Source organism: Nonomuraea sp. NPDC049028, from assembly GCF_043197735.1.
In the GTDB taxonomy this organism is placed as follows: Bacteria; Actinomycetota; Actinomycetes; order Streptosporangiales; family Streptosporangiaceae; genus Nonomuraea.
This window is the reverse complement of the sequence record NZ_JBICTR010000001.1, coordinates 941791-968162: the sequence shown is the minus strand read 5'-3', so window position 1 is coordinate 968162 and position 26372 is coordinate 941791. Positions and strand designations below refer to the sequence as shown.

The following is a 26372-nucleotide window of genomic DNA, read 5'->3' as shown; positions in this document are numbered from 1 at the left end:
CACTACAGGCCGGTGCCGATCGTGTCGGCCTGCGCCTGGATGGCCTTGGCCGTCTGCTCCGGCGTCTGCTTACCGAGCGCCAGCTTCTCCAGCTCGGTCTCGAACACCTTCGCCACCTGCTCCCAGGTCGGGTACGGCGGCGGCGTCTTGGCGTCCTTCAGCTGCTCGCCGAAGACCGCGAGCTGCTTGTCCGAGGCCAGCTCCGGCTCCTGCCAGGCCGACTGGACGCTGGGCAGCGCCTTCACCGTGGTGTACCACTTGGCCTGCACCTTGGGGTCGGTGAGCCACTGGATGAACTTCCAGGAGGCGTCGCGGTTCTTGGCCTGCTTGAAGACGACCAGATCGGAGCCGCCGACGAAGCTGGTCGCCGAGACCGGGCCCTTCGGATAGGGCGCGACGTCGAACTTGTCCTTGAAGTCCGCGCCGCCGTCGTTGTTCAGCACGCCGACCATCCAGGGGCCGGAGAAGAAGCCGCCGACCTCGCCCTTGATGAAGTTCTGCGGGAAGGCGCCCTTGGCGGTGTCGTTCGGGGCCAGCTTCTCCTGGAAGAGCGAGGCGTACTGCTTGAGCGCGGTCACCGCCTCGGGGGTGTCGAAGGTGTACTTGCCGTCCTTGACGATCTCGCCGCCGGCCTGCCAGATCAGCGGCACCAGCTCCTGCCAGGAGCCCTCGGTGTAGCCCTGCTGGAAGCCCTTCTTGGCGCCGCCCTTCTCCTTCAGCGCCTTGGCGAACGTGTTGAGCTCGGCCCAGGTGGCCGGCGGCTTGACGCCCGCCTTCTCGGCTTGGTCCGTGCGGTAGTACAGGACGCGGGTCTCGACGTACCACGGAACTCCGTACGCGGTGCCGTTCACGTCCACGGTCTGCCAGGCGCCGGGGAAGAACGCGGCCTTGTCGATGAGGTTGCCGGGCGTGGGGTCCAGCACGCCGGTCTTGGACAGCTCACCCGCCCAGGTGGAGCCGATCATGCTGATGTCGGGGGTGGCGCTGCCCGCGATGGCCGAGGTGATCTTGTCGTGGGCGACGTCCCAGCCCATCGGCGTCACGTTCACCTTGACGCCCGGGTTGGCGCTCTCGAAGTCCTTGGCGAAGGCGCCGAGCGCCTTGCCCTCCTCGCCGATCCCCCAGACGGTGATCTCGCCGGCGGCCGCGCCGGTCTTGACGTCCTGCGCCTTCTCGGGCGCCTTGTCGGCACCGCGCCCGCAGCCGGTGATCAGTATCGCGAGAGTGAGCAGACCGGCGGCGGAGCGCCGGGTCGAGGGGTTCACTTGGGTTCCTCCTGGGGGTGGTGACCGCAACTGGCGCGCAGCACCAGCTCGGTGGTCAGGACGAGGTGTTTCGGGGTGTCGCGGGCGCCGGTGATCAGCTCGTCGAGCGCCCGCGCGGCGCGCGCGCCCAGCTCGCGCATCGGCTGGCGGATGGTGGTCAGCGCGGGGCGGGCGTGGCGGGCGGCCATGATGTCGTCCCACCCGGTCACGGCCAGCTCGTCGGGTACGGCAAGCCCGAGCTCCTCGGCGGCGAGCAGGGCGCCCAGCGCCACTTCGTCGTCGGAGCAGACGATCGCCTCGGGCCGCGCCGGAGCGCGCAGCAGGGTCAGGGCGGCCCGGTAGCCGCACTCGACGGTGTAGTGCTCCGTCGGCACCGCCTCGATCGCGGTGCCGAGGACGGACCTGACCCCCTGCCAGCGTTCGTCCACGTCGTCACCCGTCGCGATCGGCGCGCCGAGGAAGGCGAACCGCTGGTAGCCGTGTCCCAGCAGGTGCTCGGCCAGCGCGCGGGCCGAGGCGGTGTTCTCGCTGCGCAGCGTGTCGGCCCCGGCCAGCGGCTCGCGGGAGACGAAGACGAGCGGCATCCGCATCCGTACCAGCTCGGCGACCAGGTCGTCCGGAACCGTGTGGCCGAACACCATCAGCCCGTCCACCCGTCCCGCGAGATCCTTGACCAGGTCGTGCACGCGGCTACGGCCCTTGGTGGACAGGATCACCACCGACCGGCCCAGCTCGGAGGCCACCTCCTCGTAGCCGAGCAGCACCTCGGTGTAGTACGGGCCCGCGAGGTTGGGGAAGACGATGCCGTTGGCGGCGTGGCGGCCCTCGGCCAGGCTGACACCGAGGCGGCTGGGCGTGAAGCGGAGCTCCTCGACCGCCTTCAGCACCTTCTCGCGCGTCTTGGGCGCGACCGGCCCCGTGCCCCGCAGCGCGCGCGACACGGTCGCGATCGACACGCCCGCGCGCCGCGCCACCTCGTAGATCGTCACGTCCATCCAGGCTGCTCCTTTTTGTGTAAGCGCTTCCACCCGCAGCTGTGTAAGCGCTTACAGAAAGGCAGTCTGTCAGGCGTGTCAACATCTCGTACAGACCTCGTCCAGTAACGGTGCGGTTACGGCGATATGGGGTAGGCGGCAGGCATGCTCTATGGCAAGGAACATGTCCAGCGCTATCAGGAGACCGACGGCGCCGAGGGACACGACTGGAACAACACCACGACTCTCCTTCTCACCACCACCGGCCGTAAGTCCGGCAAGTCGTACACGACGCCGCTCATCTACCAGAAGCACGGAGGCGTCTGCGTCGTCGTCGCCTCCAAGGGCGGCGATCCCGACCATCCCGAGTGGTACAAGAACCTGCAGGCCAATCCCGAGGTCGGGGTGCAGGTGAAGGCCGAGAAGTTCAAGGCCCGCGCCCGCACGGCCACGGACGAGGAACGGCCCGAACTGTGGCGGCTGATGGCCGCCACCTGGCCCGACTACGACAACTACCAGCAGAAGACCGACCGGAAGATCCCGATCGTCGTCCTCGACCCCATCACCGGCTGACCGCCGAGCCCGCCCCGGCCGGACTGTCGTACGGCGGGGCGGACGGGGCGCCATATCCACCCGGACGCGGCGCCCTTCGGATACGGCGGGGCGGATGGTCCGCCTGGGACATGAGTGACAGATGATGAACCCATGAGCAGCGAACACCACTACAGCGTCACCGTCACCTGGACCGGCAACCTGGGCGAGGGCACCTCCGGCTACCGGTCCTACGGCCGCGACCACGAGGTGGCGGCCGAGGGCAAACCCGCCCTGCCCGGCTCGGCCGACCCCGGTTTCCGTGGCGACCCGGCCCGCTGGAACCCGGAGGAGCTGCTGGTGGCGTCGCTGTCGCAGTGCCACATGCTGTGGTATCTCCACCTGTGCTCGGTCAACGGCATCGTCGTGACCTCCTACGTCGACGAGCCGGAGGGCACCATGGTCGTGGACTCCGGCACCGGCGGCGGCCGCTTCTCCGAGGTCACCCTGCGCCCCACGGTCATGATCACCACGCCGAGCCTGCACGCCAAGGCCCTGGAGCTGCACGCCGAGGCCAACAAGCTCTGCTTCATCGCCAACTCCACGAACTTCCCGATCCACCACGAGCCAAGGATCCTCGACTGCCTGAAGGGGTAGCCGCCCTAGAACGTGACGAGCGGATCGCCGATGAAGTCGGCGATGAAGTTGACGAAGAAGAAGCCGAAGAACAGGAAGTTCAGGATCAGGATCACGTAGTGCCACGGCCGGGGGCGGGCGGGTCGCCCTCGATCAGCCCGCGCAGCCGGGGGCTGGTGGCGTGCGCCGCGTTCGTGGTCACCCGGACCATGGCCTCGAAGATGCCCAGCTGGGTGGAGTGGATGAGCGCGTAGACGCCCTGGCCGGCCGAGGCAGCCCACCCTCCCGCGATGAAGGCGAAGATCACCACGAGTACGGACAGCGGAACCCACAGCTTCCAGCCCGGCGGCACCAGCTCTTTCGGGCCGACCCTGGAGACCTTGAACATCTCTTCCGGTGTCGGAAGGTCTGTGACATCGAGATCTGGGCGGCTTACTCCGAGTGGATGCGACATGTCAGACCTCCTGTGCGTTCAGGGTGATCCAGAACCCCATCGGCTACAAGACCCAATCGGCGCCCGCGGAACGCTGTCGCCTGCCCTGTTCGTTGCCCAGACATGGCTGACATCCCCTATGACAGGAAAGAACAGCTCAAGCAGATAGAGAGCGGGCTGATGCCGGGCGAGCAGATCATCGCGGTGTACGACGCCATCGGCGCCGGGACGGGGTTCCTCGGGCTGACCGATCGGCGGGTCATCGTGCAGGACAAGTCGTTCGTCGGCAAGCGCGTCGCGATCACCAGCATCCCCTACAGCAAGATCTCCGCGGTGAGCGTGGTGAGCAACAAGTCGTTCGCCGGCGGGTTCTTCTCCTCGGGCGCGATCGCCATTCACGTCGGGACGCACACGTACGAAGTCGACTTCCGCGGCGACAACAAGGCGCACCACGTACATAACGTGATCTTGCATCACATATCGCGAACGTAACCAATTCCGTAAGGGGCGCGGCGGCCCGAACTGGCCTATCCTGCGGAAATCACGGGGTCACGTGAAGGGGGCGGGCTGGGTGAGCCGAGTCGCACGCGTCTGTACGGCGGGCCTGGCGGTACTGGCGGTCGCCGCCTGCACCTCCACCCCGCCGACGCCGACCCAGGCGCCGGGCACGGGCGCCGCCACCACCACGCGTCCCGGCACGGCGACCCCGAGTACCTCGGCTCCCAGCACGTCGATCTCGCCGGTGCCGGTGCTCGGGGGCGGGCGGCCCGCGCTCCCCGCCAAGCCCGCCGCCTGCGCCCAGCCACCGGCCGCCACCGACGACATCCGCGCCACGAAGGCCGCCTCCGGCTGGCGGGTCGTGTCCACCGACGAGGGGTACGGCAAGCTGCACGACCTCGCCGTGGGTCGCGACGGCGCCGTCTGGGCCACCCACCTCACCCAGCGCTTGACGGCCGAGTCCGTGGAGACGGCCTTCGCGGGCCTGCGGCGATGGGACGGCAAGGGGTGGACGTCGTACCCGCTGCCGAGCGTTCAGGTGACCGCGCTCAGCGCCACCTCGGCCGCCAACGCGTGGGTGTTCGGCCTGGCGGACGGCAGAACCGGGCTCGTCGGCGCGTTCCAGAACGACACGTGGGCGGCGCGGCGGCTCACCGGCCGGCTCGGCGACACCTTCGGCGCGGGCGGCACCGCGGCGCGCGGCGCGTGGGCGGTCAGCGGCACGTCGGCGCTGTGGTGGACCGGCTCCACCTGGCAGCACCACGACCTTCCGGCCCCGGCCGGCGCGGTGGGCGGCGGCAGCGGGAGCGGCGGCGGTTCGGGGAACAGCGGCGGCGGCAAGCGCGGCGGCGACGTGTGGACGGTCAGCGGCCCGCTGATCGACCAGGGACCGGCCGCCCGCTGGGACGGCGAGGCGTGGCAGCGGGTCGACCTTCCCGTGCTCGGGCCGCCGGACAAGGCGGAGTCCCCGCGCGTCCGGCTCAACGACGTCGTGGTGCTCGGCCCGGCCGACGTGTGGGTGGTCGGCGGCGTGTCATGGCTGGTGCCCGGCGAGTTCACCAAGGACAACGAGCCGCTGGAGCGCGCCCGCCCGGTCGCCCTGCACTGGGACGGCGGCGAGTGGCGGTGCCGGTGGGGCGCGCTGGGGCCGGCGTTCACCCAGGCCGAGCCGGACGGCCGGGACGGGATGTGGGTGCTCGACTCGACGGGGTCGCGGCTGCTGCACTTCAGCCGCGGACGCTGGACGTCGCAGACCGTAGACGGCACGATCGACGCCCTGGCCCAGCGCCCCGGCACGAGCGAGGTCTACGCGGCCGGCTCCTCCAACCCCGAGAAGGACCTGACCCGCGCCCTACTCTGGCGGACCAGCCTCGGCTAAGGCGTCAGGTCAGTTCCTCAGGTCAGTGAGGTGTAGAGCTCCATGGTCCGGTGCGCGATGCGTTCCCACGAGAAGTGCTCGACGGCCCTGGCCCGCCCGGCCACCCCCATCGCCGCGGCCCGCGCCGGATCCCCCAGCAGCGCGTTGACCCGCTCGGCGAAGTCGGCGGCGAACCGCTCCGGATCGTGCGGCGTCCCGTCGATCCCCTGGTCGATCGGCACCAGCAGCCCGGTCTCCCCGCCGGCCACCACCTCGGGAATGCCACCGGTCGCCGTCGCCACCACGGCCGTCTCGCAGGCCATCGCCTCCAGGTTCACGATCCCCATCGGCTCGTACACCGACGGGCACACGAACACCGACGCGTGCGTGAGCAGCTGGATCACCTCCGGCTTGGGCAGCATCTCGGAGATCCAGATCACCCCGTCGCGCTCCCGGCCGAGCTCCCGCACCAGGCTCGTCACCTCGGCCTCGATCTCCGGCGTGTCGGGCGCCCCCGCGCACAGCACGATCTGCGCGCCGGTGTCGAAGGTCCGCGCCGCGTGCAGGAGGTGGACCAGCCCCTTCTGCCGGGTGATGCGCCCGACGAAGATGACGTACGGCCGCGCCGGGTCGACGCCGTGCTTCTTCAGCACGTCGTCGCCCCGGTCGGGGGCGTATTGGGCGGTGTCGATGCCGTTGTGGATGACGCTCACCCGCTCGTGCGGGATCTCGGGATAGGCGAGGAGTACGTCGCGGCGCATCCCCTCCGAGACCGCGATGACGGCGTCGGCACCGGCCAGTGCGGTCCGCTCCGCCCAGGAGGAGACGGTGTAGCCGCCGCCCAGCTGCTCGGCCTTCCACGGCCGGAGCGGCTCCAGGCTGTGGGTGGTGACGACGTGCGGGATGCCGTGCAGCATCTTGGCGACGTGCCCGGCGAAGTTCGCGTACCAGGTGTGGGAGTGAACCACCCCGGCGCCCGCGCACGCGGCGGCCATCTCCAGATCCACCCCGAGCACCTGCAGGGCCGCGTTGGCGTCGGCGAGCCCGGCGGGCACCTGGTAGGCGGAGACACCCGGCTCCTCCCGTGCGGCCCCGAAACACCGCACCCGGACGTCGGCCAGCCGCCGCAGCTCTCTGGCCAGATATTCCATGTGCACCCCGGCACCGCCGTACACATCCGGCGGGTACTCCCGGGTGAGCAGATCAACGCGCATGACACGACCTTACGATCCATCGGGCCGCCGGGCACAGCCAGACAAGCCATAGCGGCGGGCTGTCGGTCGCCATCTTCCGTGAGCCCCAGGCACGAACTACGTTCGGTGGGCGTTTCGTCGATAGATCGGCATTTTGAGGGTAGCGTCACGGATATGAGGTCCAGGAGGGTTCTTGCGGTCGTACTGGCAGGTGGAGAGGGAAAGCGGCTCATGCCGCTCACGGCGGATCGCGCCAAACCGGCCGTTCCGTTCGGCGGAATGTATCGGCTCATCGACTTCGTGCTGTCCAACCTCGCCAACGGCGGATACCTGCAGATCGTCGTACTGACCCAGTACAAGAATCACAGTCTCGACCGCCACATCTCGCGTACGTGGCGGCTGACGGCGATGCTCGGCAACTACGTGACCCCGGTGCCCGCGCAGCAGCGGCTCGGCCCGCGGTGGTTCTCCGGCTCGGCCGACGCGCTGTTCCAGAACCTGAACCTGATCTACGACGAGATGCCCGAGCACGTGATCGTGTTCGGCGCCGACCACATCTACCGTATGGACCCGCGGCAGATGGTCGAGCAGCACGAGGACTCCGGCGCGGACGTGACGGTGGCGGCGATCCGGCAGCCGCTGTCGCTGGCCGACCAGTTCGGCGTCATCGAGACCGATCCGCAGGGGCGGCGGATCGTCGCGTTCCGGGAGAAGCCGAAGGACGCGGTGGGGCTCGCCGACTCTCCCGACGAGGTGTACGCCTCGATGGGCAACTACGTGTTCAAGACCCAGGCGATGATCGACGCGCTGCGGGAAGATGCCCTCGACCCCACGAGCAAGCACGACCTGGGCGGCAACATCATCCCGATGCTCGTCAAGTCCGGCGGCGCGGACGTCTACGACTTCGCGAACAACGTGGTGCCGGGTTCGAGCGAGCGCGACCGCGGCTACTGGCGCGACGTGGGCACGCTCGACGCCTACTACGAGGCGCACATGGACCTCATCTCGGCGCACCCGATCTTCAACCTCTACAACGACAAGTGGCCGATCCACACCGGCCACGACCCGCTGCCGCCGGCCAAGTTCGTGCACAACGACGGCGACCGGGTGGGCCGGGCGATCGACTCCCTGGTGTCCCCGGGCGTCATCGTGTCCGGCGGCACGGCGAACAGGTCGATCCTGTCGCCCAGGGTCGTGCTGCACTCGCACTCGCTGGTCGAGGACTCGGTGCTGATGGAGAACGTCAAGGTCGGCAGGGGCGCGATCGTCCGCAAGGCGATCATCGACAAGAACGTGGTGATCCCCGACGGGGCGCGGATCGGCTTCGACCTGGACTACGACCGCACCCGCTTCGCGCTGACCAGAGGCGGGATCGTGGTCATCGGCAAGAACGAGATCGTCGACCGCTGACCACCCTCACCTGGGCAGGCTGAGCAACCGGTCGACCAGCGTCCTGGCGTGCTCGGGGCCGACCGGCCGGTTGAAGAAGATCGCGTGGTAGTAGATCGGCGCGATCACCACCTCCATGAGCTCCAGCAGCTCCGGCGCGCTTTCGCCCCGCTCCGCCGCGCGCTCCAGCATGCCCTGGAGCTGCACGGCCCGGTCCATCAGGTACGGCTGCCGGTCGTCGTGCACGCGGGTGCCGACCTGGGCGGCGCGCACGTAAAGGGGCCCTAGCGGGCCGGCCACGTCCCGGGCGAGCTGGACGGCGTAGGCCTCCAGGTCTCCGCGGAGCGTGCCCGTGTCGGGCACCGGTGAGCCCTGCGACAGCCGCTCGGTCACGACATCGTCGATGAGCGCGCCGAGCGTGCCCCAGCGCCGGTAGAGGGTCGCCTGGTGCACCCCGGAACGCTCCGCCACCTGGGCGATGCTCAGACTGTCCCAGTCCTCCTTGCTCAGCAGGTCGAGGACGGTTTCGTGCACCGCCGTACGGACTCTCGCGCTGCGGCCGCCCGGCCTGCGTGCAGGTTCCATGCCACCCACATTAACGCGAGATCTCTTGCGTTAGCGCCTCGCATCGTGGTTTCCTTGAAGCGAAATTCATCGCATTAAGCGCGCTTACAGTCGATGGGAAAGGGCTTTCGCATGAACCGCTCCATGATCAAGGTGGTGCTGTCGGACGTGCTCCCGTCCGTCGCCGCCTACTACCTGCTGCGCGCGCTGCACGTCGGCGAGTACGCCGCGCTGTTATCGGCCGCCGTCGTCGGCTTCCTGCGCACCGTCTATGTCGCTGTCAGGGAGCGGCGCCTGGACGGGTTCGCGGCGTTCATGTGCCTGCTCTTCGGCCTCGGTCTCGTCCTGTCCTTCGTCACCGGGGACGAGCGCTTCATGCTGGCGGTCAAGTCGATCACCACGGGCGTCATCGCCGCCGTCCTCATCACCACCTGCGCCGTGCACCGCCCCGCCGCCTTCAGTCTCGCCAAGCGCTTCGGCGCGGAGGACGCGGCCACCGCCGCCCGCTGGGACGCCCTCTACGTGGCCGAGCCCGCGTTCCGCCGCATCTATTACGTCATGACCCTGACCTGGGCGGCGGCCTTCCTGGCCGAGTCGGCGGTCCGCCTCCCGCTCATCTACCTGCTGCCGGTGGACGTGATGGCCGGCCTGTCAACGGCCCTGCTGCTCGGCACGATCGCCCTCATCGCCGCCTGGAGCGCCTGGTACGGCAAGCGCGGCGAGGCGGCGGTCAGCATCAGCCCTTCACAGCGAAATTGATCGATGTGGCGAGGACGGCGGGCTTGAGAGTCCGCGCGCACCAGTGCGCGAATCCGGTGGCCGGCCCCGCCTGCGGCGAGCGGTCGACGCCCGAGTCCAGGCCCTGGTCCTTGGCGCGCTTCATGTCGACCATGCCCTCGACGAACGCCTCGTTGAGGCCGTAGCCGAGCATGGCGGACCGCAACTCGTCGAGCGACTGGCGCTGGTAGCGGACCGGACGGCCCAGCTCCTCGGTCATGATGCGGGCCAGATCGTTGGGCGACAGGTCCTGCGGGCCGAGCACCGGAACACTGCCGACGCCGGTCCAGGAGCGGTCCAGCAGCAGCCCGGCCGCCGTCGCGGCGATGTCGGCGACGGCCACCAGCGGAGCCGGGCGGTCCGCGGCGGCGGTGTCGGTGAAGACGCCGTTCTCGCGGATCGAGTCGGCCTCCTCCAGCAGGTTCTCGAAGAAGGACGGGCAGGCCAGGGCGCGGTAGGCGACGCCGGAGCCGGCGATCAGGTCGTCCATGGCCAGGGAGGCGGTGACCAGCCCGGCCCGGCCGGCCTGCGGGGTGCCGCGGCCGAGCGCCGAGACGCCGACGACATGGCCGACGCTGTGGGCGGCGAACGCTCGCGCGGCCGGGCGGGTGAAGCCGCTGTACGCCTCGTCGGGCGTGGCCGAGGCGTCCGGCGGCACCAGCCAGAAAACGGCGTCGGCCCCGGCGAAGGCGCGCTCGACGGTCACGGCGTCGCCGTGCGAGCCGGTGACCACCTCGACCCGTCCGCGCACGGCCTCGGGAAGCCGGGCAGGATCGCGGACCACGACGCGCAACTCCTCTCCGCGTGCGGGCGCGGCCTCGACCAGCAGCGACAGCAGCCGACGGCCGATGTTCCCGGTGGGGGCGGTAATGACGATCATGAAAACCTCGCGGTCTGTGTCGGATCGGTACAGCCCCTTGATCGTGCAGACCCGAACCCCATTGCCACAATGGGAACTTCAGCAACCAATCATTGCCCGAAACGGAATCATGCCGGTGAGCAGCCCAACCGCGAACCTCGACGCCAACCTCGCCGTCGCCCTCGACGCCCTGCTGACCGAGCAGAGCGTCACCCGTGCCGCCGCGCGGCTGCGCACCTCCCCCGCGGCGATGAGCCGCACCCTGGCCCGGCTGCGCCGGGTGCTCCAGGACCCGCTACTGGTGCGGGCAGGACAGGCGATGGTGCCCACACCCCGCGCCGAGGCGCTGCGGGACGAGGCCGCCGCGGTGGTGCGGCGGCTGGAGGCATTGCTCACCCCGAGCGGCGGGATCGACCCCGCCGCACTGCGGCGCACCTTCACCGTCCAGGCCTCGGATCTGGTCGGCGCGGCGCTGGCACCGGGACTGCTCGAGCTGGCCCGGCACCAGGCGCCGGGCGTCTCGCTGCGGGTGCTGGCCGAGGAGTGGGAGGCGGGCCCCGCGCTGCGCGAAGGCCGGACCGATCTGGAGATCGGGGCCATCGACCACGTCGACCCGGAGACCTGGGTCGAAGAGCTGGTCACGCTGCGGATGGCGGCCGGCGTCAGGGCCGGGCACCCCCTCACCGACGGAACCCTGACGCCCGCCAGGCTGGCCGCGGCCGAGCACGTGGCGGCCAGCCGCCGGGGACGCTTCACCGGCCCGCTGGACGCGGCCTTGGCCGAGCAAGGGCTCAGCCGGCGGGTCAGCGCCGTCCTGCCCGGACATCTGGCGGCGATGGCGCTGGCCGCGGTCGGCGACGTGGTCTGCCTGGTGCCGACCGCGCTGCCGGGCGAGCCCCCTTCACCACTCAGCGACGCGGCGCACGCGCTGGGACTGCGCCTGCTGGAAATCCCGCTGCCGCTGCCACCACTGACGATCGGCATGGCCTGGCACCCGCGCCACACCGCCGACGGGGCTCACCAGTGGCTGCGTGGCGCGGTGCGCCGGGTACTTCGACAAGCTGGACGCGCCGGCCGCTCCGGTGGCGCGCCGCCGGCCACGCCTTGGCTTCGCCCCTAATACTGCTTGACGCTGTAGTCATACCGGCAGGGCAGCGGATTCTCCGCCCGCACCCGCGCCTGTCCCGTCGGATTGAGCCGCTCGTGATAGTCCCACCACAGCTCGTCCAGCGTGTCCTCCCCCTCCCGCAGGTCGTCCACCACCAGTCCCGTCTCCAGCACCCGCCCGGCCCGGCCTACATCGCCCGCGTCCAGGGCCGCGCGGCACTCCAGCAGGCGGATCCGGCCGTGCCAGCGGTCCTTCGGGCCGAGCTTGTCGATCAGGACCAGAGCCGCGTCCGGGCGGCCGGCGGCGAGCAGGGCGACGAGGGTCTCGATGGTGAGGGGGCGCAACCGCGGCGACAGCGCGTGCGCCCGCTCGTACAGGTCCGCGGCGCGCGACGGGGCGAGGACGGCCAGGTTGCGCAGGGCCCAGGCGTTCTCGGCGCAGACCAGGGAGCGTTCCCAGGCGGCCCGGGCGCCGTCGTGATCGCCGTCGTGATAGAGGTTCACGCCCAGGTGGAGCAGGGTGAACCAGGTGCCGCCCGACTCCTCGACCGATTTCTCCAGCAGCGCGCGCCACTCGGGGCCGACGGTGTAGGAGGACGGCGGCAGGGCGGGGGCGGGTGTGGGGATCGAGCCCTTGCGCACCAGGGCGAGCCATGACTGCTGGTCGCGTCCGATCGTCCAGTCGGGGAACGGCGTGCCCGGCAGGTTGAGCGCCCGGCTGCGCCGCTTGGCCAGGGCCCGGCGCTCCAGCGCGCCCCACCCGCTGCCGACGTGCAGGACCTCCACGGGCACCGCCGAGGCCAGCTCCACGGCCTGCTCGTGCGCGGCTTGGAGGCGGTCGCGGGAGATCAGCCGGTCCACAGCGCGGCTCACGTGGCCGAGCGCCTCGGGCCAGGGGCCGTGGGATCGCGTGGGGTCGGCCTGGAGGAGGCCGTACGCCTCGGTCCAGGACAGGGCGGAGCGGGCGGGCAGGCGTACGTGCTCCAGCTGGGTGCGGGTCAGGCCCGCCTGGATCTCCAGGTACGGCCGGTCCGGGCCGGACAGCCAGTCCTGCCAGTTCCGGCCCGCCGCGCCGGTGCCCCAGCGGAAGTGCTTGCGGCCGCGCAGCAGGTCGGTGGAGACCTGCGCGAGCCCGCCGCCGTCCGCGTCGAGGGCGGCGATCCAGCGGCGTTCGCCGTGCGGCAGCTCGTAGAAGAAGTCGGCGGCCTGCTCGTTGCGGGCCGGGTAGGACTGGTCGGCCTCGCGCCAGCGCGGCACCGGCACCCGGCGCAGCATCCCGTCATAGGAGAAGTGGTACGCCTGGCGCGCGGGCGCCAGCACCCGGCTGCCCGGCGTCTGCGGCACCGCCGCGTTCGACCACCAGTAGACCGGGGCATCCACCGCCGAAGGGTTATAAATCCGGACGTGTACGAGGAGCACCGGAGAGCCGGGCGGCAGGTGGACATCGAGCTGGTAGACCAGCCGCCGCATCCGTTCCCACTCGTACATCCGCAGCACCGGCACCCCGTCAGGCCCCGCCACCCGGACGGCGTGGACGGGCGCGCAGGCCAGCGCGGTGTGCCCGAACGTGCCGAGGTTCCACTCCACTCCCCCCGCGAACCACGCGTTGCGCAGCCCGAGGTTGGCCAGCTGCAGGTGGGGCGGCTTGTGCAGGAGCTCGCGCCCGGTCGGCAGGTGCACCAGCGAGCGCAGCCGCCCGCCGTACTCCAGCAGGAACTCCGCGCGCAGCAGCTCGTTCTCCAGCACCGCCGTCTTCAGCTCCCGTTCCTCCCGCTCGCGGCCGTAGCCGTCCTGGAAGGTGTACGGCAGGAGCGATTCGGCGTGCCCGTAAGCCAGCTGGGCCGCCATCTCGGCGTCGGCGGCGGCCGTCTTCAGCCCGCCACGCGGATCGGGGAGCGTGCGCAGCGGCGGCAGCGGGTTCTCCGGACCCAGCGGGGACACGGGGAGCACGACTGTGGATGTCCGTAGCATTTGGCGAGTATTTTCCCATAAAACCGACAGATAAGAGCTTCAGCCGGGTTTCGGGCATGATTAGACGGTGAACCGGTACGAACGCTGGAACATGCTGTTAGAGCTCGTCGCCGAGGCCGGCCGCCTGAACGTGTCGGAGACGGCGCGCAAGCTCGGCGTGTCCGCGGCCACGATCAGGCGCGACTTCGACGAACTCGCCGACCAGCAGTTGCTGACCAGGACCAGGGGCGGCGTCATCGCGCACAGCGTCTCGTACGACCTGCCGCAGCGCTACAAGGTCGCCCAGCACGCGCCGGACAACCAGCGCATCGGCGCCGCGGCGGCGGCCCTGGTGCCGGTGGGAGCGACGGTCGGGCTCAACGGCGGCACCACGACGACGGAGGTGGCCAGAGTGCTGGCCAACCGCCCCGACCCGCCCTCCGGCCGCCGCGGCCCGGCGTTCACCGTGGTGACCAACGCCCTGAACATCGCCCACGAGCTGGCCGTACGGCCCCATCTGCATGTGGTCACCACGGGCGGCTCCGCCCGCGCCGAGTCGTACGAGCTGGTGGGCCCGGTGGCGACGGGCATGCTGGCCGACGTCGCGCTCGACGTGGTGGTGCTGGGCGTCGACGCGCTCGACGTCAAGCACGGCGCCAGCGCCCATGGCGAGGGCGAGGCCGCCGTCAACCGGCTGATGGCCACCAAGGCCCGACAGGTGATCGTGGTGGCCGAAGGCTCGAAGCTGGGCCGCCGGGCGTTCGCCCTGGTCTGCCCGCTGAGCAGGATCAACGTGCTGGTGACGGACTCCACGGCCGCGCCGGAGCTGACCGCCGGGTTCGCGGACGCCGGCATCCGGGTGATCCGGGTCTAGGACCCGCGTTTGATCGTTTCCGGCGCTCCGGCCGACCCTCACCGCTAGGCTTCCCGCCCTGTGCTTGACGCCAGGAAACGGGATATGTCAGGAAGTGGGGGATCTAGATGTTGATCGCACTGGGCGTGATCGTCGCGCTGATCGTCGGCGTCGCGCTGTGGTGGAAGTTCCGCGACCCGCTCAGGGGTGAGGACTTCTACAAGTTCCACGTCGAGCGTACGTGGGCCTGGGAGCTCGTCCTCACCGAGGAGCAGGAGCGGGCGTTCATGGCCGGGCTGGAGGCCTATGACGAGGAGCGGACCGTCTTCCCGCACCGGGAGGCGGGGGCGCTGCACGTCTACAACCCGCAGATGATGGTCTCGCTGTTCCTCCTCACCGAGCAGTTCGCCGCGATGGGCCCGAGGGCGCTCGCGGATCCGGCGGGCGCCGTACGGCACCTGATCGGCCGCGCCGCGGAGGCGGAGATCGACGGTGTGCTCTACATCGACGACGAGTGGATCCAGGAGCCCGTCGACGGCCTGGACAAGTACGACTTCACCCGCGAGATGGGCATGGCCACGCACGCACAGGGCGTCCACGGGGGCGTCGGCGGCTATGGGAACGAGGACGCCGGCTACGGCATGCTCACAGTGCTCACCGAGGTGCCGGCGCATGTGCGGAGAATGTACGACGAAGCGCACAGTCACGCCTCGCCCGGCGAGATCCGCAACCGCCTCGACGTCTACAAGGCGGTGATCGAGGAGCCGGAGCCCGAGTTCGTCGCGGGGCTCGAGCGCGCCGACGGCGAGCAGAGCCGCTTCACCAACACGCTGATGTACGACTACAGCCGGGTGCTCGCCGATTACCAGGAGCTTCGCCCGCACATGCCGCACGCCCAGCCCGTGGACGTCATGTCCGCCGCCCTGGCGCGGATGCTCACCGAGCGACGCCCCGGCATCACGTGGACCCGGCCGCCGTCACAGGAGCAGCACGACCTCGCCCTGCGACTGATCTCCACCCGAGGCTGACCCGCGCGAGTCTCAGCGCCGCCGCCGGGGGAAGCGGCCCGTGAAGACCCGTACGTCCGCCGCCTCCCCGGCCAGGTCGCTCGCCCATCTGACCGCCGTCTTCAGTGACGGTTCTGGGGCGTGGTAGGCCCGGTCGACCGACCACCACCAGGTCTTCTCCCGGCGCGCCTCGGCGGCGAGCCCGGCCGCCGCCAGACCCGCCGGGAGGCCGCCCCGCTCCAGCAGCTCCGCCCACTGCCCCCGGCGCAGGTTGAGGTAGAGCAGGCCCTTCAGCTCGCTCAGCACGCCGAGGTCGCTGACGGCGGCGCGGGACAGGTCCAGCGCGTACAACCGCGGGCAGGACAGCAGCGGTGTCAGGTCCACGGGCCGCTCGGTGCGCAGCGTCAGCGACCGCAGCGTGGCGTGGCCCGCCAGCGGCGCCAGGTCGATCCCGTCCATGGCGAGGTCGAGCAGTTCCACCGGAGTGTCGCGCAGCGGGGTCAGGTCCGCGCCCGGGCAGTTGTCCACCTTCACCTGCCACAGCACCGGCGCCCCGCGCACGGGCCCGAAGTCGACCCAGGGGGCGTTGAGCACCGACAGGCGCTGGATCCGCGGCTCCCAGCCCCGGATGGCGGCGGCGTCGGGGCCGGCGACCGTCAGTGAACGGGTCTGCTCGTGGGCGTGCCGGTTCGGCTCCTTCATGTCACCGAGGTCGATCCACAACTCGCCGTTCTCGACCGCGTAGGCGCCGGCCTGCAAGGCGGTGACGTGCCGCCGCAGCAGGCTGGTCACGGAGTCGGCGACATAGACAGGGCCTTCGTCGTGGTGCGTGCCCATGCGGATGACCTGGCCCGGCCGCCCGTCCGGGCCGGGCGCCAGGTCCACCGCCAGGAAGTCGCCCCCGGTGCTGGTGGCGAACGGGATCCAGCACGGGTGGTCCGACGCCCGCCGCATCGCCAGGGCGGGGCCCACGCCGGTGATGAACGGCTGGTGGCTCCAGCTACGGCCGGCCGCCCACCAGCGGTTCTCCGGGCGGCTCTGGTCCTCCAGCAGTTCGAGGCCGAACCAGGGGTGCCGGTCCAGGAGGCCCTCACCGCCGTCACCGTCGACCAGCGCGTAGAGGGCGCGCAGGTCCTCGGGGAGCGTCACGCCGTACCGGACCCGGAGCTGGGCCTCCAGCCAGGCGCGGCGCGCTTCGGGGAGGGCGGGGGGCGGGGCGTACTTGTCCGTGCCGGGACCGCCCAGGACCCGGTCACGCTCGCGTAAGTACGCGCCGAGCAGCGCGACGGCCTCCTTCGGATCTCCCGCCGGGGCGGCATCCGGCCGGCCCCGCTGGAACTCCGCGGGCTCGGGCGGCAGCACGCCCCGATCGAGGACGTACAGGAAGCCGTGCTCGTCGTGATCCACGCGGTCCAGCGACTCGCTGACCACCGCTTCAAACCGGCCCTTGGCCTCGACCACCAGCTCGATGGCGAGGTGGTCGCCGCTCGCCCCGGCCAGGGTATAGATCTCGCACATCTCCGCGTGCAGGTCGATGTCATCCGCTTCGCCCGGCTCGACCCTCAGTCCGCGATGGCCCGACCCGTCCGGGCCGGTCGCGAACCCCTGCAGCTCGGCCCGCCGCCATCCCGCGGGCGCTCCGGCCGCGATCTTCTCGGCCATCGTACGGAGCACATCGGCGATCTCGGAATCACGATCATGGGTCACAGGACACACCTAACCATCGCGACGCGCCCGCTTCGTACCACGCACGATGATTACCCAGCGTATCGACTGGACACGTAGCGTCGTACAGGCTGTACAGGCTTTGGCGTCGTGGGAGGAAGGGCTCCATGCCGAGCATTGCCGGATCGCCGGCGAAGGCGTTGCGGACGCCGCGCGCCGCGGGAGCCGCGGGGATCCTCGCCGCGCTGCCGCTGGGCGGCGCCATGATCCTGGTGCGCAGGGCGGTGCCCGACCAGCCGATCGGCGCGGCCGCCTATCTCGCCGACACCACCGGCCATCACGCCCTGCGGGTGGCGCTGGTCCTGCTGCCGTTCGGGGGGATCTTCTTCCTGTGGTTCATGGGCGCCGTACGCGACTCCATCGGGGCGCGGGAGGACCGGTTCTTCGCGACCGTCTTCCTCGGCTCCGGCCTGCTGTTCGTGGCCACGCTCTTCGTCTTCGGCGCGGCGGCGGACGCCTTTCTGGCCACGATCGGCACGATGCGAGACCCGTCGCGGCCCATGGCCTTCTGGCACTACGGGCGCCACCTCACCCTGGCCCTGCTGACCGAGTACGCGCCGCGCATGGCCGCGGTGTTCACCCTGACGACCACGACCATCGCGACGCGTCTCGGCATCTTCCCCCGGTGGCTGTCCTGGCTCGGCTACCTCGCCGGGCTGGTGCTCCTCCTGGTCGTCAGCCACGTCGCCTGGTCGGAGATCGTCTTCCCCGTCTGGGTCCTGATCGTGGGCTGCTTCCTGATCGCCGCCCATCACCGGATGATCTCCGCAGACCTGCCCAACAAATGACCCTTTGCGCCATATCAGCTATGTGGCGTCGGGTACGTGGTGATGAGGGTGGCCTCGGCGGCAGGTGGCCGCCGGTCCGACGGGGAGTGTCACTGTGCGAGTTGTCGTTGATCTCACGCGCTGCCAGGGGTACGGGCAGTGCGTCTTCCTGGCGCCGGACGTGTTCTCGATGCACGGCCAGGAAGCGCTCATGTACGACACCGGCCCGGAGGACGACCAGCGCGAACATGTGCTGCGGGCGGCGGCGGCCTGCCCGGTCCAGGCCATTCACCTCGACCGGATGACCACCCAGCACAGAACCATGCGGCCGGAGCTGGGCCCCTCCCCCACGGGCGACGGCGAGGCGTTCAAGCGCCAGGGCCGCATCGTCATCGTCGGCGCCTCCCTGGCCGGCGGGCGGGCCGCCGGAGTGCTGCGCAGAGATGGCTTCACGGGCTCGCTGACCCTGATCGGGGACGAGCCGTACCAGCCGTACGACCGGCCACCGCTGTCCAAGCAGGTCCTGACCGGCAAGGTGCCCGCCGAGCGCACCCTGCTCCCCCAGCTTCGCGAGGTCGATGTCACCTGGCTGCCGGAGACCCGGGCGACCGGGCTGGACCTGTCCGCCCAGAAGGTACGGCTCGCCGACGGCGGGGAGATCGGCTTCGACAAGGTCCTGATCGCCACCGGCGCGCGGGCCCGGCCGTGGCCGAAGGAGACGGAGGCCGCGCTCGACGGCGTGTACGTCCTGCGCACCCTCGACGAGGCCAGGCGCCTGCGGGAGCGGCTGGCCGCCGGCGTCAAGCGGGTGCTGATCATCGGAGGCGGATTCACCGGGTCGGAAGTGGCGTCGGTCTGCCGCGAGATGGGCCTGCCGGTGACCCTCGTCGACCACGGGCCCGTTCCGCTGCGCGGCGCGCTGGGCAACGTGATCGGCGCGGTCGCGGCGGACATGCAGCGCGCGGCCGGTGTGGACCTGCGCTGCGAGGTCACGGTGGCGGAGCTGGAAGGGGACGCGGACGGGCGGCTGCGCGGCGCCCGGCTGTCCGACGGCAGCACCGTGGAGGCCGACGTGGCGGTGGTCGCGCTCGGCGCGGTCCGCAACATCGAATGGCTGGAGGGGTCCGGGCTGGCGTGCGGGGTGTGGGGGATCGCCACCGACGCGGGCTGCCGGGCCTTCGACGTCAACGGCGTGGTCACCGACAACGTGTTCGTCGCCGGTGACGTGGCCCGCTTCCCGCATCCGGTCTACCACTACCAGTTCGTCGCGCTGGAGCATTGGGGCAACGCCGTCGCCCAAGCCGAGGTCGCGGCGCACAACATGATCAGCGACCAGGCGCATCGCTGGCCGCATCTGTCGCTGCCGGTCTTCTGGTCCAACCAGTTCGGCGTCAACATCAAGTCGGTCGGCGTGCCGAGCTTCGCCGACGAGCTCATGATCGCGCAGGGTTCGCTGGCCGAGCGGCGGTTCGTCGCCGTCTACGGCTACCGGGGCAGGATCACCGCCGCGGTCACCTTCGACCACGGGATGTGGCTGGACTTCTACCGGCGCCTGATCGAGCAGGCCGCGCCGTTCCCCCCTGACTTCCACACGGTCGACCGGCTCGACGGATCACGGCCCGTTCCGGCCGAAGTGCCGGAGCGGATCAAGCCCGCCGAAGGAGCGACCGTGGTGGTGACCGGCCACGATCCGGGCGAACGCCGCGTCACGCTCGTACGCCCCCAGCGGTAAGACCATCTCGAACCCACGCGTCCAGGGAGGCACTTCGTGGAGCCGGCAAGCAGCTACCAGCAGATTCTCCAGTTCTCCAACCGGGCCGACCCGTACCCGCTGTACGCCGAGCTGCGCAAGACGCCTGTGGCGCGGCAGGAGGACGGCAGCTACGTCGTCAGCACGTACGAGGAGATCGTGGCGCTGCTGCACGATCCGCGGGTCAGCTCCACCGCGGGGCAGCTGCCCTCGTTCATCTCCACCGATCCGCCCGAGCACGACCGGCTCCGGCGGCTGGCGATGCGTCACTTCGGGCCGCCGCATTCGCCGCGCAAGGTCGACAGCCTGCGCGGCGAGCTGGTCCAGATCGTGACGGAGTTGATCGACGGCCTCGGGGAGCGGGAACAGGCCGACATCGTCGACGACTTCGCCTACCCGTTCCCGGTCACGGTGATCTGCCGCCTGCTCGGCGTGCCATTGGAGGACGAACCCCGCTTCCACCACTGGGCGGACGAGCTCGTGGAGGTCCTCGGCCCCGGTGAGGACGACCTGGCTGAGCGGGTGAAGAGACGCCAGGCCGTGCTGCTCACGCTGGGCGAGTACCTGGCCGGGCTGATCGACGCCCACCGCGAGAACCCGGGCGACAACCTCCTGTCCGGGATGATCACCGACGAGGGCCCCGACGGGACGATGTCGCGGCAGGAGGTGATCGCGACCGGCACGCTGTTGCTGATCGCCGGCCACGAGACCACGGTCAACCTCATCACCAACGGCATGCTCACCATGCTGCGCAACCCGTGGCTGCTCGAACGGCTGCGCAAGGAGCCGGACCTGGCCATCCACACCATCGAGGAGCTGCTGCGCTACGAGCCGCCGGTGCACTTCCTGCCCAATCGGGTCGCCCTCGACGACATCCCCATCGCGGGTGTCACCATCCCCAAGGGCGCCCACATCATCCTCGCGCTCGCCTCGGGCAGCCGCGACCCCGCGCACCTGCGCGATCCCGACCATTTCGACCCCGACCGTCCCTACATCCAGCATCTGGGCTTCGGCGGTGGCGTCCACCACTGCTTCGGCGCTCCGCTGGCGCGGCTGGAAGCCCAGATCGCGCTGCGCGAGCTCGCGCGGCGGCTGGTGAACCCCCGCCTGGTCACCGATCCGCCGCCCTACCGCCCGAGCTCCACCCTGCGGGGTCCGCGTCACCTGGAGATCCAGTACGACGGCGTCAACCCGTACAGCGAGCTACCGGCCACGTAGCCCGGTCAGGAGAGCCAGGTTTCGATGGCGTGCGCCATGGACGGAGCCTGGTCCTCCAGCATCGTGAAGTGGTCGCCCTTCACCTCCCGCTCGGTGTGCTCGGTGTGCCAGGTGGCGCGCCAGTCCCCCGAGGGGGACGGCGACAGCGGCGTGTCCGGATGGAGGAAGAGGATGGGCGCCGCCACCTCGCCCAGCTCGCATTCGCGGAACAGCTTGTAGTAGCGGCCCATCGCCGACAGGCGGGAGTTGGTGAAGGGCCCGAACGCGTCTTCCCTGTCGAACATGCCCTCGACCATCTGCGTCCCGAGGTCGTCGATCACCTTGTCCTCCGGCATGAAGGTGTCGAGCAGGATCAGCCCGGCCGGATGCACGCCGATGCCCTCCAGATAGGTGGCCGCGGCGTGCGCGAAGATCCCGCCGGCGCAGTAGCCGAGGAGGGCGAAGGGTTTGCCGTCCGCCGCGTTGAGCACGCTGTGCGCCCACATGCGCACCGCGGCGTCGGCCGTACCGGGGAGGCTCTCCTCGGGGGCGAAGCCGAGGACGGGCAGGGCGAGCAGGTCGCGCACCCCCTGGAAGTTCGCCGCGAGCCGGGCGAACTGGGCGGCTCCCCCCAGCGCCATGGGCGTGCTGAAGCAGAACAGCGCGGGCTCGGCGGGGCCGGTCGCCAGCTTGAGCGGCGGCGGGATCTCACCGAGTTCGTCGGGCGAGTCGAAGGAGGGGCGCAGGTCGGCCACGGCCCGCAGCACGGCCAGGCCCTGGTGCGTCTTGCCGGTGCGGGCCGCCTCGCCGAACAACGCGCTGAGGCTGTCGCCCGCGTGCGGGTCGCCGGTCCGCGTACCGCCGAACTCCTCCGACAGGTGCCGGGCCAGGGCGGCGGGGCTGGGGTGGTCGAAGACCACGGTGGCGGGCATGCGCAGCCCGGTGGCCGCGGCGAGGCTGTTGCGCAGCTCGACCGAGGTCAGTGAGTCGAAACCGGCCTCCAGGAAGTTCTGGTCGGGGGCGATCGAGTCGGCCCCGGAGTGACCCAGCGCCCGCGCGGCGTGCGCCCGCACCAGGTCACGCAGCCGCTCGACCCGCTGCTCGGCCGGCAGCCCGGCCAGCTCCGCCGCGAGCGACGGGTCGTGCGCGTCCTGACCGGCCGCTTCGCCGTCGGCGGCCAGGATCGCCTGGACGTCGGGCAGCGCGCGGAGCAGCGGCCGCGGCCTGGCGAGGGTGAACACGGAGGCGAAGCGGGTCCAGTCGATGTCGGCCACCACGCGGTGCGACTCGTCGTGGTCGAGGACCTGCTCCAGGGCGCTCACCGCCGCGTCGGGCTCCATGACGCGGACGCCGAGCCGGCGCAGCCGCGCGCCGACCTCCTCGTCCACCATGCCGCCGCCGCCCCAGGCGCCCCAGGCGACCGAGGTGGCCGGGAGCCCACGGGCGCGCCGCGCGTGGGCCAGCGCGTCCAGGAACGCGTTGGCTCCCGCGTACGCGGCCTGTCCCGCCTGGCCCCACACCGCCGAACCCGAGGAGAACAGCACGAATCGCTCCACCGGGTGGCCGGCCGACAGCTCGTCGAGGAGCAGCGCTCCGGCGATCTTGCCTTCGACCGTCTCCGCGAACTCCGCGAGCGTGCTGTCGGCGAGCGGCACGTCGTCGCCCACGACCCCGGCCGCGTGCACGATCGCGGTCAGCGGGTGCCCGTCGGGCAGAGAGCCGAGCACGCGGCGCAGCCCTTCGCGGTCGCCGACGTCGCAGGCGGTGATGGTGACCTTGGCGCCGAGCGCCGTCAGCTCGGCCTCCAGCTCGGCGACGCCCGGGGCGGCCGGGCCGCGGCGGCTGATCAGCGCGAGGTGCTCGGCGCCTCGGGCCGCCAGGCGGCGGGCGAGGTTCGCGCCGACGCCGCCGGTGCCGCCGGTGATGAGCACGGTGCCGTGCGGCCGCCAGGGGGTCTCGGGTGCCGCCTCGCCGAGCGGCGCGCGCTCCATCCGCCGGGCGAAGACGCCCGCCGCCCGTACCGCCAGTTGATCCTCGCTGTCCAGCCCGGACAGCGCGCCGCAGAGGCGGGCGATGCCACGTTCGTCCAGTTCGGCGGGCACGTCGATCAGTCCGCCCCAGGTGTCGGGATGATCCAGCGCGAGGACGGTGCCGATGCCCCACACCACCGCCTGGGAGGGGGACTGGAGTTCGGCCGCGCGCTCCACGGCCACCGCGCCCGAGGTGAGCGCCCACAGCGGTGCGGAGATCTCCGCATCCGCGAGCGCCTGCACCAGCGTGACGGTCATGACCGAGCCGTGGGACAGGACGGGGTGGGCCGGGTGGGGGCGGTCGTCGAGTGCCAGCAGGGACAGCACGCCGGTGACCGGCTCGTCGGGGAGCGCGTCGCGCAGGGTACGCCCGAGCGCGGCCCGGTCGTGGTCCCGCACCTGGATCGGCACCACCTGGGCGCCCGCCTTGGCCAGTCCGTTGACGATCGAGGCGGCGTCGACGCCGTCGGTGTCCGGCAGGGCGACGATCCAGGCTCCGGTCAGCGTCGCGTCGGCCGCCTCTCGTACCGGCCGCCAGGCCACCTGGTAGCGCCAGGAGTCCAGCGTCGCCGCCTGCCGCATCCGGCGTCGCCACGCGGACAACGCGGGCAGCACCTCGTCCAGGGCGGCCGGGTCCACCTCGGCGAACCGCGGCACCTCCCCCCGGTCCACCGCTTCCCAGAACCGCCCGTCGAGCGGGTCGGCGGGCGCGGTGACCGCGGGCGCGGATTCCAGCCAGTAGCGCTCCCGCTGGAAGGCGTAGGTCGGCAGGTCCACCCGGCGGGCGCCGGGGTAGAGCGCGGACCAGTCCACGCCGACGCCACGCACGTGCAGCTCGGCGAGCGAGGTGAGCATGCGGACCTGCCCGCCCTGCTCACGGCGGAGCGTGCCGATGACCACGGCGTCCCTGCCGAGGGCGTCGAGGGTCTCCTGGATGCCCATGGTGAGCACCGGGTGCGGGCTGGACTCGACGAAGACCGCGTGTCCCTGTCCGACCAGCTCGTGGACGGCCGCGTCGAACCGTACGGTCTGACGCAGGTTGGCGTGCCAGTACGCGGCGTCGAGCCCGGCGGTGTCGATCCAGTCACCGGTCACCGTCGACATCATCGGCACGTCGCCCGTTTTCGGGGTGATCGGCGCGAGGTCGCGCAGCAGGCGCTCGCGCAGCTCGTCGACCTGAGCGGAGTGTGAGGCGTAGTCCACCGGTATCAGCTTGGCCCGGATCCCCTCGGCGGTGAGCTCCGCGACCAGGTCGCCGAGCGCGCCGGGCGCCCCGGAGACCACGGCCGAGCGCGCGCCGTTGACCGCGGCCAGGGAGTACTCACCCGGCCGCCGGGCAAGGCGCTCGGTCAGCTCCTCGACCGGCAGCCCGACGGACGCCATGCCGCCACGGCCCGCGAGCACGGCGCCGATGGCCTGGCTGCGCAGGGCGACCACGCGGGCGCCGTCCGCCAGCGACAGACCGCCCGCCACCGTGGCGGCGGCGATCTCGCCTTGGGAGTGGCCGATCACCGCGTCGGGACGCACACCGTACGAGCGCCACAGCCCGGCCAGCGCCACCATGACCGCCCAGAGCAACGGCTGGACCACGTCCACCCGCTCCAGCGGCGGCGTGCCCGGCTCACCGCGCAGCACCTTGGCCGGCGACCAGTCCACGAACGGCTGGAGCGCGCGGTCGCAGGCGGCGAAGTGCTCGGCGAAGGCCGGCGACTCGTCGAGCAGCTGGGTGGCCATGCCCGTCCACTGCGAGCCCTGGCCGGGGAAGACGAACACCGTCTTGCCCAGTGCTCCGGCCACCCCGCCGACCCCGGCGGGGACCTGTTCGCCCGCGGCGAGTGCGCGGACGGCGGCCAGCAGCTCCGCACGGTCCCGGCCCACTGCCACGGCGCGATGACGGTAGGCGGTACGGGTGGTGGCCAGGGAGAAGCCGATGTCGGCGGCGGACTGGCCGGGGTGGCGCTCCACGTGGGCGCCGAGCCGGTCGAGCTGGGCACGCAGGGCGGCCGCGCTCTTGGCCGACACCGTCCACGCGACCGCGCCCGTTGTCGCCGTCGCACCCGTTGTCGCCGTCGCATCTGCCGGAGACGGGGGGTCGGTCGGGACCTGGTCGTCTGTGGGGGCCTGTTCGAGGATCACGTGCGCGTTCGTGCCGCTCACGCCGAACGCGGACACCCCGGCGCGCCGGGGCCCGCCGCTGTCCGGCCAGTCGACGGCTTCGGTCAGCAGCCGGACGTTCCCCGCGGACCAGTCCACGTGGGACGAGGGCTCGGACACATGCAACGTCTTGGGCAGCAGGCCCGCCCGCATGGCCAGCACCGCCTTGATCACCCCGGCGACCCCGGCGGCGGACTGAGTGTGGCCGATGTTGGACTTGATCGACCCCAGCCAGAGCGGCCGGTCCGCCGGGCGGTCGGCGCCGTAGGTGGCCAGCAACGCCTGCGCCTCGATGGGATCGCCCAGCGTGGTACCGGTGCCATGCGCCTCGACGAGGTCCACGTCGGCCGCTGCGACTCCGGCGTCGGCCAGCGCGCGGCGGATGACCCGCTGCTGGGACACCCCGTTCGGGGCGGACAGGCCGTTGCTGGCGCCGTCCTGGTTGATCGCGGAGCCGCGGACGACCGCGAGCACCGGATGACCGTTGCGGCGCGCGTCGGACAGCCGCTCCAGCAGCAACAGACCGGCGCCCTCGCCCCAGCCGGTGCCGTCGGCGTCGTCGGAGAACGCCTTGCACCGCCCGTCGGGCGCCAGGCCGCGCTGGCGGCTGAACTCCACGAAGATGTCGGGGGTGGGCATGACGGTCACCCCGCCGGCCAGCGCGAGCGTGCTCTCTCCGCTCCGCAGCGACTCGCACGCCCAGTGCAGCGCCACCAGCGACGATGAGCAGGCCGTGTCGATGGTGGCCGCGGGGCCCTTGAGCCCGAACACGTACGAGATCCGGCCCGAGATCACCGCGGTGGAGTTGCCCGTCAGCAGGTGGCCCTCCGCTCCTTCCGCGGGTGCGCCGAGGCTGCCTCCGTACCCGTCGGCGAAGGCGCCGACGAAGACGCCCACCTGGCTGCCCTTCAGCGAGCGCGGGTCGATGCCGCCTCGCTCGAACGCCTCCAGCGCCACCTCCAGCATCAGGCGCTGCTGCGGGTCGGCGGCCAGCGCCTCGCGGGGCGAGATGCCGAAGAATCCGGCGTCGAAGTCGGCGGCGTCGTGCAGGAACCCGCCCTCGCGCGTGTACGTGGTGCCCGGACGGGTCAGGTCCGGGTCGTACAAGGTGGACAGCTGCCAGCCCCGGTCGTCGGGGAACAACGACACACCGTCGCGGCCGTCCGCCACGAGCTGCCAGAGCCCCTCGGGGTCGTGCACATCCCCGGGGAACCGGCAGCTCATGGCGACCACCGCGATCGGCTCGTGTTCGCGGGCCTCGGCCTCGCGGAGCCGTTCCCTGGCCTGCTGGAGATCGGCGGTCACCCGCCGGAGGTAGTCGAGGAGCTTCTGCTCGTCCGCCACGTCACGTCACCT

21 protein-coding genes are annotated in these 26372 nt (G+C 71.5%); 12 read left to right on the top strand and 9 right to left on the bottom strand.

Features of this window, described 5'->3' with window-relative positions; translation table 11 throughout:
• Nucleotides 1-2 precede the first annotated feature (2 nt).
• Both ACGFJ2_RS04245 and ACGFJ2_RS04240 read right to left on the bottom strand, forming a co-directional pair.
• Nucleotides 3-1265, bottom strand: coding sequence for a sugar ABC transporter substrate-binding protein (locus ACGFJ2_RS04245; protein ID WP_357951500.1), 1263 nt, complete (start codon nt 1263-1265; stop codon nt 3-5).
• Complete coding sequence (locus tag ACGFJ2_RS04240) at nt 1262-2260, bottom strand: LacI family DNA-binding transcriptional regulator (protein WP_393464472.1); 999 nt, start codon at nt 2258-2260, stop codon at nt 1262-1264. The genes ACGFJ2_RS04245 and ACGFJ2_RS04240 overlap by 4 nt, the downstream gene beginning before the upstream one ends.
• 144 nt (nt 2261-2404) lie before the next feature.
• Between ACGFJ2_RS04240 and ACGFJ2_RS04235 the strand changes: the two genes are divergently transcribed.
• Nucleotides 2405-2812, top strand: a complete 408-nt coding sequence (locus ACGFJ2_RS04235; protein ID WP_357951497.1) for a nitroreductase family deazaflavin-dependent oxidoreductase — start codon at nt 2405-2407, stop codon at nt 2810-2812.
• A 132-nt stretch (nt 2813-2944) separates the two neighbouring features.
• Nucleotides 2945-3427, top strand: a complete 483-nt coding sequence (locus ACGFJ2_RS04230; RefSeq protein WP_357951495.1) for an OsmC family protein — start codon at nt 2945-2947, stop codon at nt 3425-3427.
• 91 nt (nt 3428-3518) lie between these two features.
• Here ACGFJ2_RS04230 and ACGFJ2_RS04225 read toward each other — a convergent pair whose 3' ends face one another.
• On the bottom strand, nt 3519-3860 hold the full coding sequence (locus ACGFJ2_RS04225) for a hypothetical protein (RefSeq protein ID WP_393464468.1): 342 nt from the start codon (nt 3858-3860) through the stop codon (nt 3519-3521).
• 102 nt (nt 3861-3962) lie between these two features.
• Here ACGFJ2_RS04225 and ACGFJ2_RS04220 point away from each other — a divergent pair, with 102 nt between their 5' ends.
• Together ACGFJ2_RS04220 and ACGFJ2_RS04215 are read left to right on the top strand one after the other, a co-directional pair.
• Nucleotides 3963-4331, top strand: coding sequence for a PH domain-containing protein (locus tag ACGFJ2_RS04220; protein ID WP_214638874.1), 369 nt, complete (start codon nt 3963-3965; stop codon nt 4329-4331).
• Between the two features lie 79 nt (nt 4332-4410).
• Complete coding sequence (locus ACGFJ2_RS04215; protein ID WP_393464465.1) at nt 4411-5715, top strand: hypothetical protein; 1305 nt, start codon at nt 4411-4413, stop codon at nt 5713-5715.
• A 17-nt stretch (nt 5716-5732) separates the two neighbouring features.
• Here the strand turns inward: ACGFJ2_RS04215 and glgA are convergent, their stop codons facing one another.
• Nucleotides 5733-6908 carry a glycogen synthase gene (glgA, locus tag ACGFJ2_RS04210; RefSeq protein WP_357951491.1) on the bottom strand — a complete coding sequence of 392 codons (1176 nt, stop codon included), beginning with the start codon at nt 6906-6908 and terminating at the stop codon, nt 5733-5735.
• Between the two features lie 153 nt (nt 6909-7061).
• Between glgA and glgC the strand changes: the two genes are divergently transcribed.
• On the top strand, nt 7062-8297 hold the full coding sequence (glgC, locus tag ACGFJ2_RS04205; protein WP_357951489.1) for a glucose-1-phosphate adenylyltransferase: 1236 nt from the start codon (nt 7062-7064) through the stop codon (nt 8295-8297).
• A gap of 6 nt (nt 8298-8303) precedes the next feature.
• Here glgC and ACGFJ2_RS04200 read toward each other — a convergent pair whose 3' ends face one another.
• A complete protein-coding gene (locus ACGFJ2_RS04200; protein WP_357951487.1) occupies nt 8304-8861 on the bottom strand; it encodes a TetR/AcrR family transcriptional regulator C-terminal ligand-binding domain-containing protein in 558 nt (185 codons plus the stop codon).
• 111 nt (nt 8862-8972) lie between these two features.
• Between ACGFJ2_RS04200 and ACGFJ2_RS04195 the strand changes: the two genes are divergently transcribed.
• Nucleotides 8973-9599 (top strand): VC0807 family protein, encoded by a 627-nt coding sequence (locus ACGFJ2_RS04195; protein ID WP_357951485.1) that lies wholly within the window; start codon nt 8973-8975, stop codon nt 9597-9599.
• Here ACGFJ2_RS04195 and ACGFJ2_RS04190 read toward each other — a convergent pair.
• Nucleotides 9577-10497, bottom strand: coding sequence for an NAD(P)H-binding protein (locus ACGFJ2_RS04190; RefSeq protein ID WP_393464460.1), 921 nt, complete (start codon nt 10495-10497; stop codon nt 9577-9579). The two genes, ACGFJ2_RS04195 and ACGFJ2_RS04190, sit on opposite strands and share 23 nt — an antisense overlap.
• Before the next feature lie 115 nt (nt 10498-10612).
• Between ACGFJ2_RS04190 and ACGFJ2_RS04185 the strand changes: the two genes are divergently transcribed.
• Nucleotides 10613-11596: a LysR family transcriptional regulator gene (locus tag ACGFJ2_RS04185; RefSeq protein ID WP_393464457.1), complete on the top strand. Its 984-nt coding sequence runs from the start codon at nt 10613-10615 to the stop codon at nt 11594-11596.
• On the opposite strand, the gene ACGFJ2_RS04180 is transcribed toward ACGFJ2_RS04185, so the two are convergent.
• Nucleotides 11593-13554, bottom strand: coding sequence for a DUF5107 domain-containing protein (locus ACGFJ2_RS04180; protein WP_393464454.1), 1962 nt, complete (start codon nt 13552-13554; stop codon nt 11593-11595). The genes ACGFJ2_RS04185 and ACGFJ2_RS04180 overlap by 4 nt on opposite strands.
• Before the next feature lie 67 nt (nt 13555-13621).
• Between ACGFJ2_RS04180 and ACGFJ2_RS04175 the strand changes: the two genes are divergently transcribed.
• On the top strand, nt 13622-14407 hold the full coding sequence (locus tag ACGFJ2_RS04175) for a DeoR/GlpR family DNA-binding transcription regulator (RefSeq protein ID WP_393464451.1): 786 nt from the start codon (nt 13622-13624) through the stop codon (nt 14405-14407).
• A gap of 107 nt (nt 14408-14514) precedes the next feature.
• Nucleotides 14515-15414 carry a hypothetical protein gene (locus tag ACGFJ2_RS04170; RefSeq protein ID WP_357951477.1) on the top strand — a complete coding sequence of 300 codons (900 nt, stop codon included), beginning with the start codon at nt 14515-14517 and terminating at the stop codon, nt 15412-15414.
• A gap of 12 nt (nt 15415-15426) precedes the next feature.
• Here the strand turns inward: ACGFJ2_RS04170 and ACGFJ2_RS04165 are convergent, their stop codons facing one another.
• Entirely contained in the window at nt 15427-17100 is a 1674-nt protein-coding gene (locus tag ACGFJ2_RS04165; protein WP_393464448.1) for an SMI1/KNR4 family protein, read from the bottom strand.
• Between the two features lie 125 nt (nt 17101-17225).
• Here ACGFJ2_RS04165 and ACGFJ2_RS04160 point away from each other — a divergent pair, with 125 nt between their 5' ends.
• The 3 genes from ACGFJ2_RS04160 to ACGFJ2_RS04150 all read left to right on the top strand — a co-directional run bounded on the left by ACGFJ2_RS04160 (nt 17226) and on the right by ACGFJ2_RS04150 (nt 20853).
• On the top strand, nt 17226-17906 hold the full coding sequence (locus ACGFJ2_RS04160) for a hypothetical protein (protein ID WP_393464445.1): 681 nt from the start codon (nt 17226-17228) through the stop codon (nt 17904-17906).
• A gap of 94 nt (nt 17907-18000) precedes the next feature.
• Nucleotides 18001-19617: an FAD-dependent oxidoreductase gene (locus ACGFJ2_RS04155; RefSeq protein WP_357951471.1), complete on the top strand. Its 1617-nt coding sequence runs from the start codon at nt 18001-18003 to the stop codon at nt 19615-19617.
• A 36-nt stretch (nt 19618-19653) separates the two neighbouring features.
• A complete protein-coding gene (locus tag ACGFJ2_RS04150) occupies nt 19654-20853 on the top strand; it encodes a cytochrome P450 (protein WP_357951469.1) in 1200 nt (399 codons plus the stop codon).
• A gap of 5 nt (nt 20854-20858) precedes the next feature.
• Here ACGFJ2_RS04150 and ACGFJ2_RS04145 read toward each other — a convergent pair whose 3' ends face one another.
• Nucleotides 20859-26360 carry a type I polyketide synthase gene (locus ACGFJ2_RS04145; protein WP_393464441.1) on the bottom strand — a complete coding sequence of 1834 codons (5502 nt, stop codon included), beginning with the start codon at nt 26358-26360 and terminating at the stop codon, nt 20859-20861.
• Nucleotides 26361-26372: the final 12 nt, after the last annotated feature.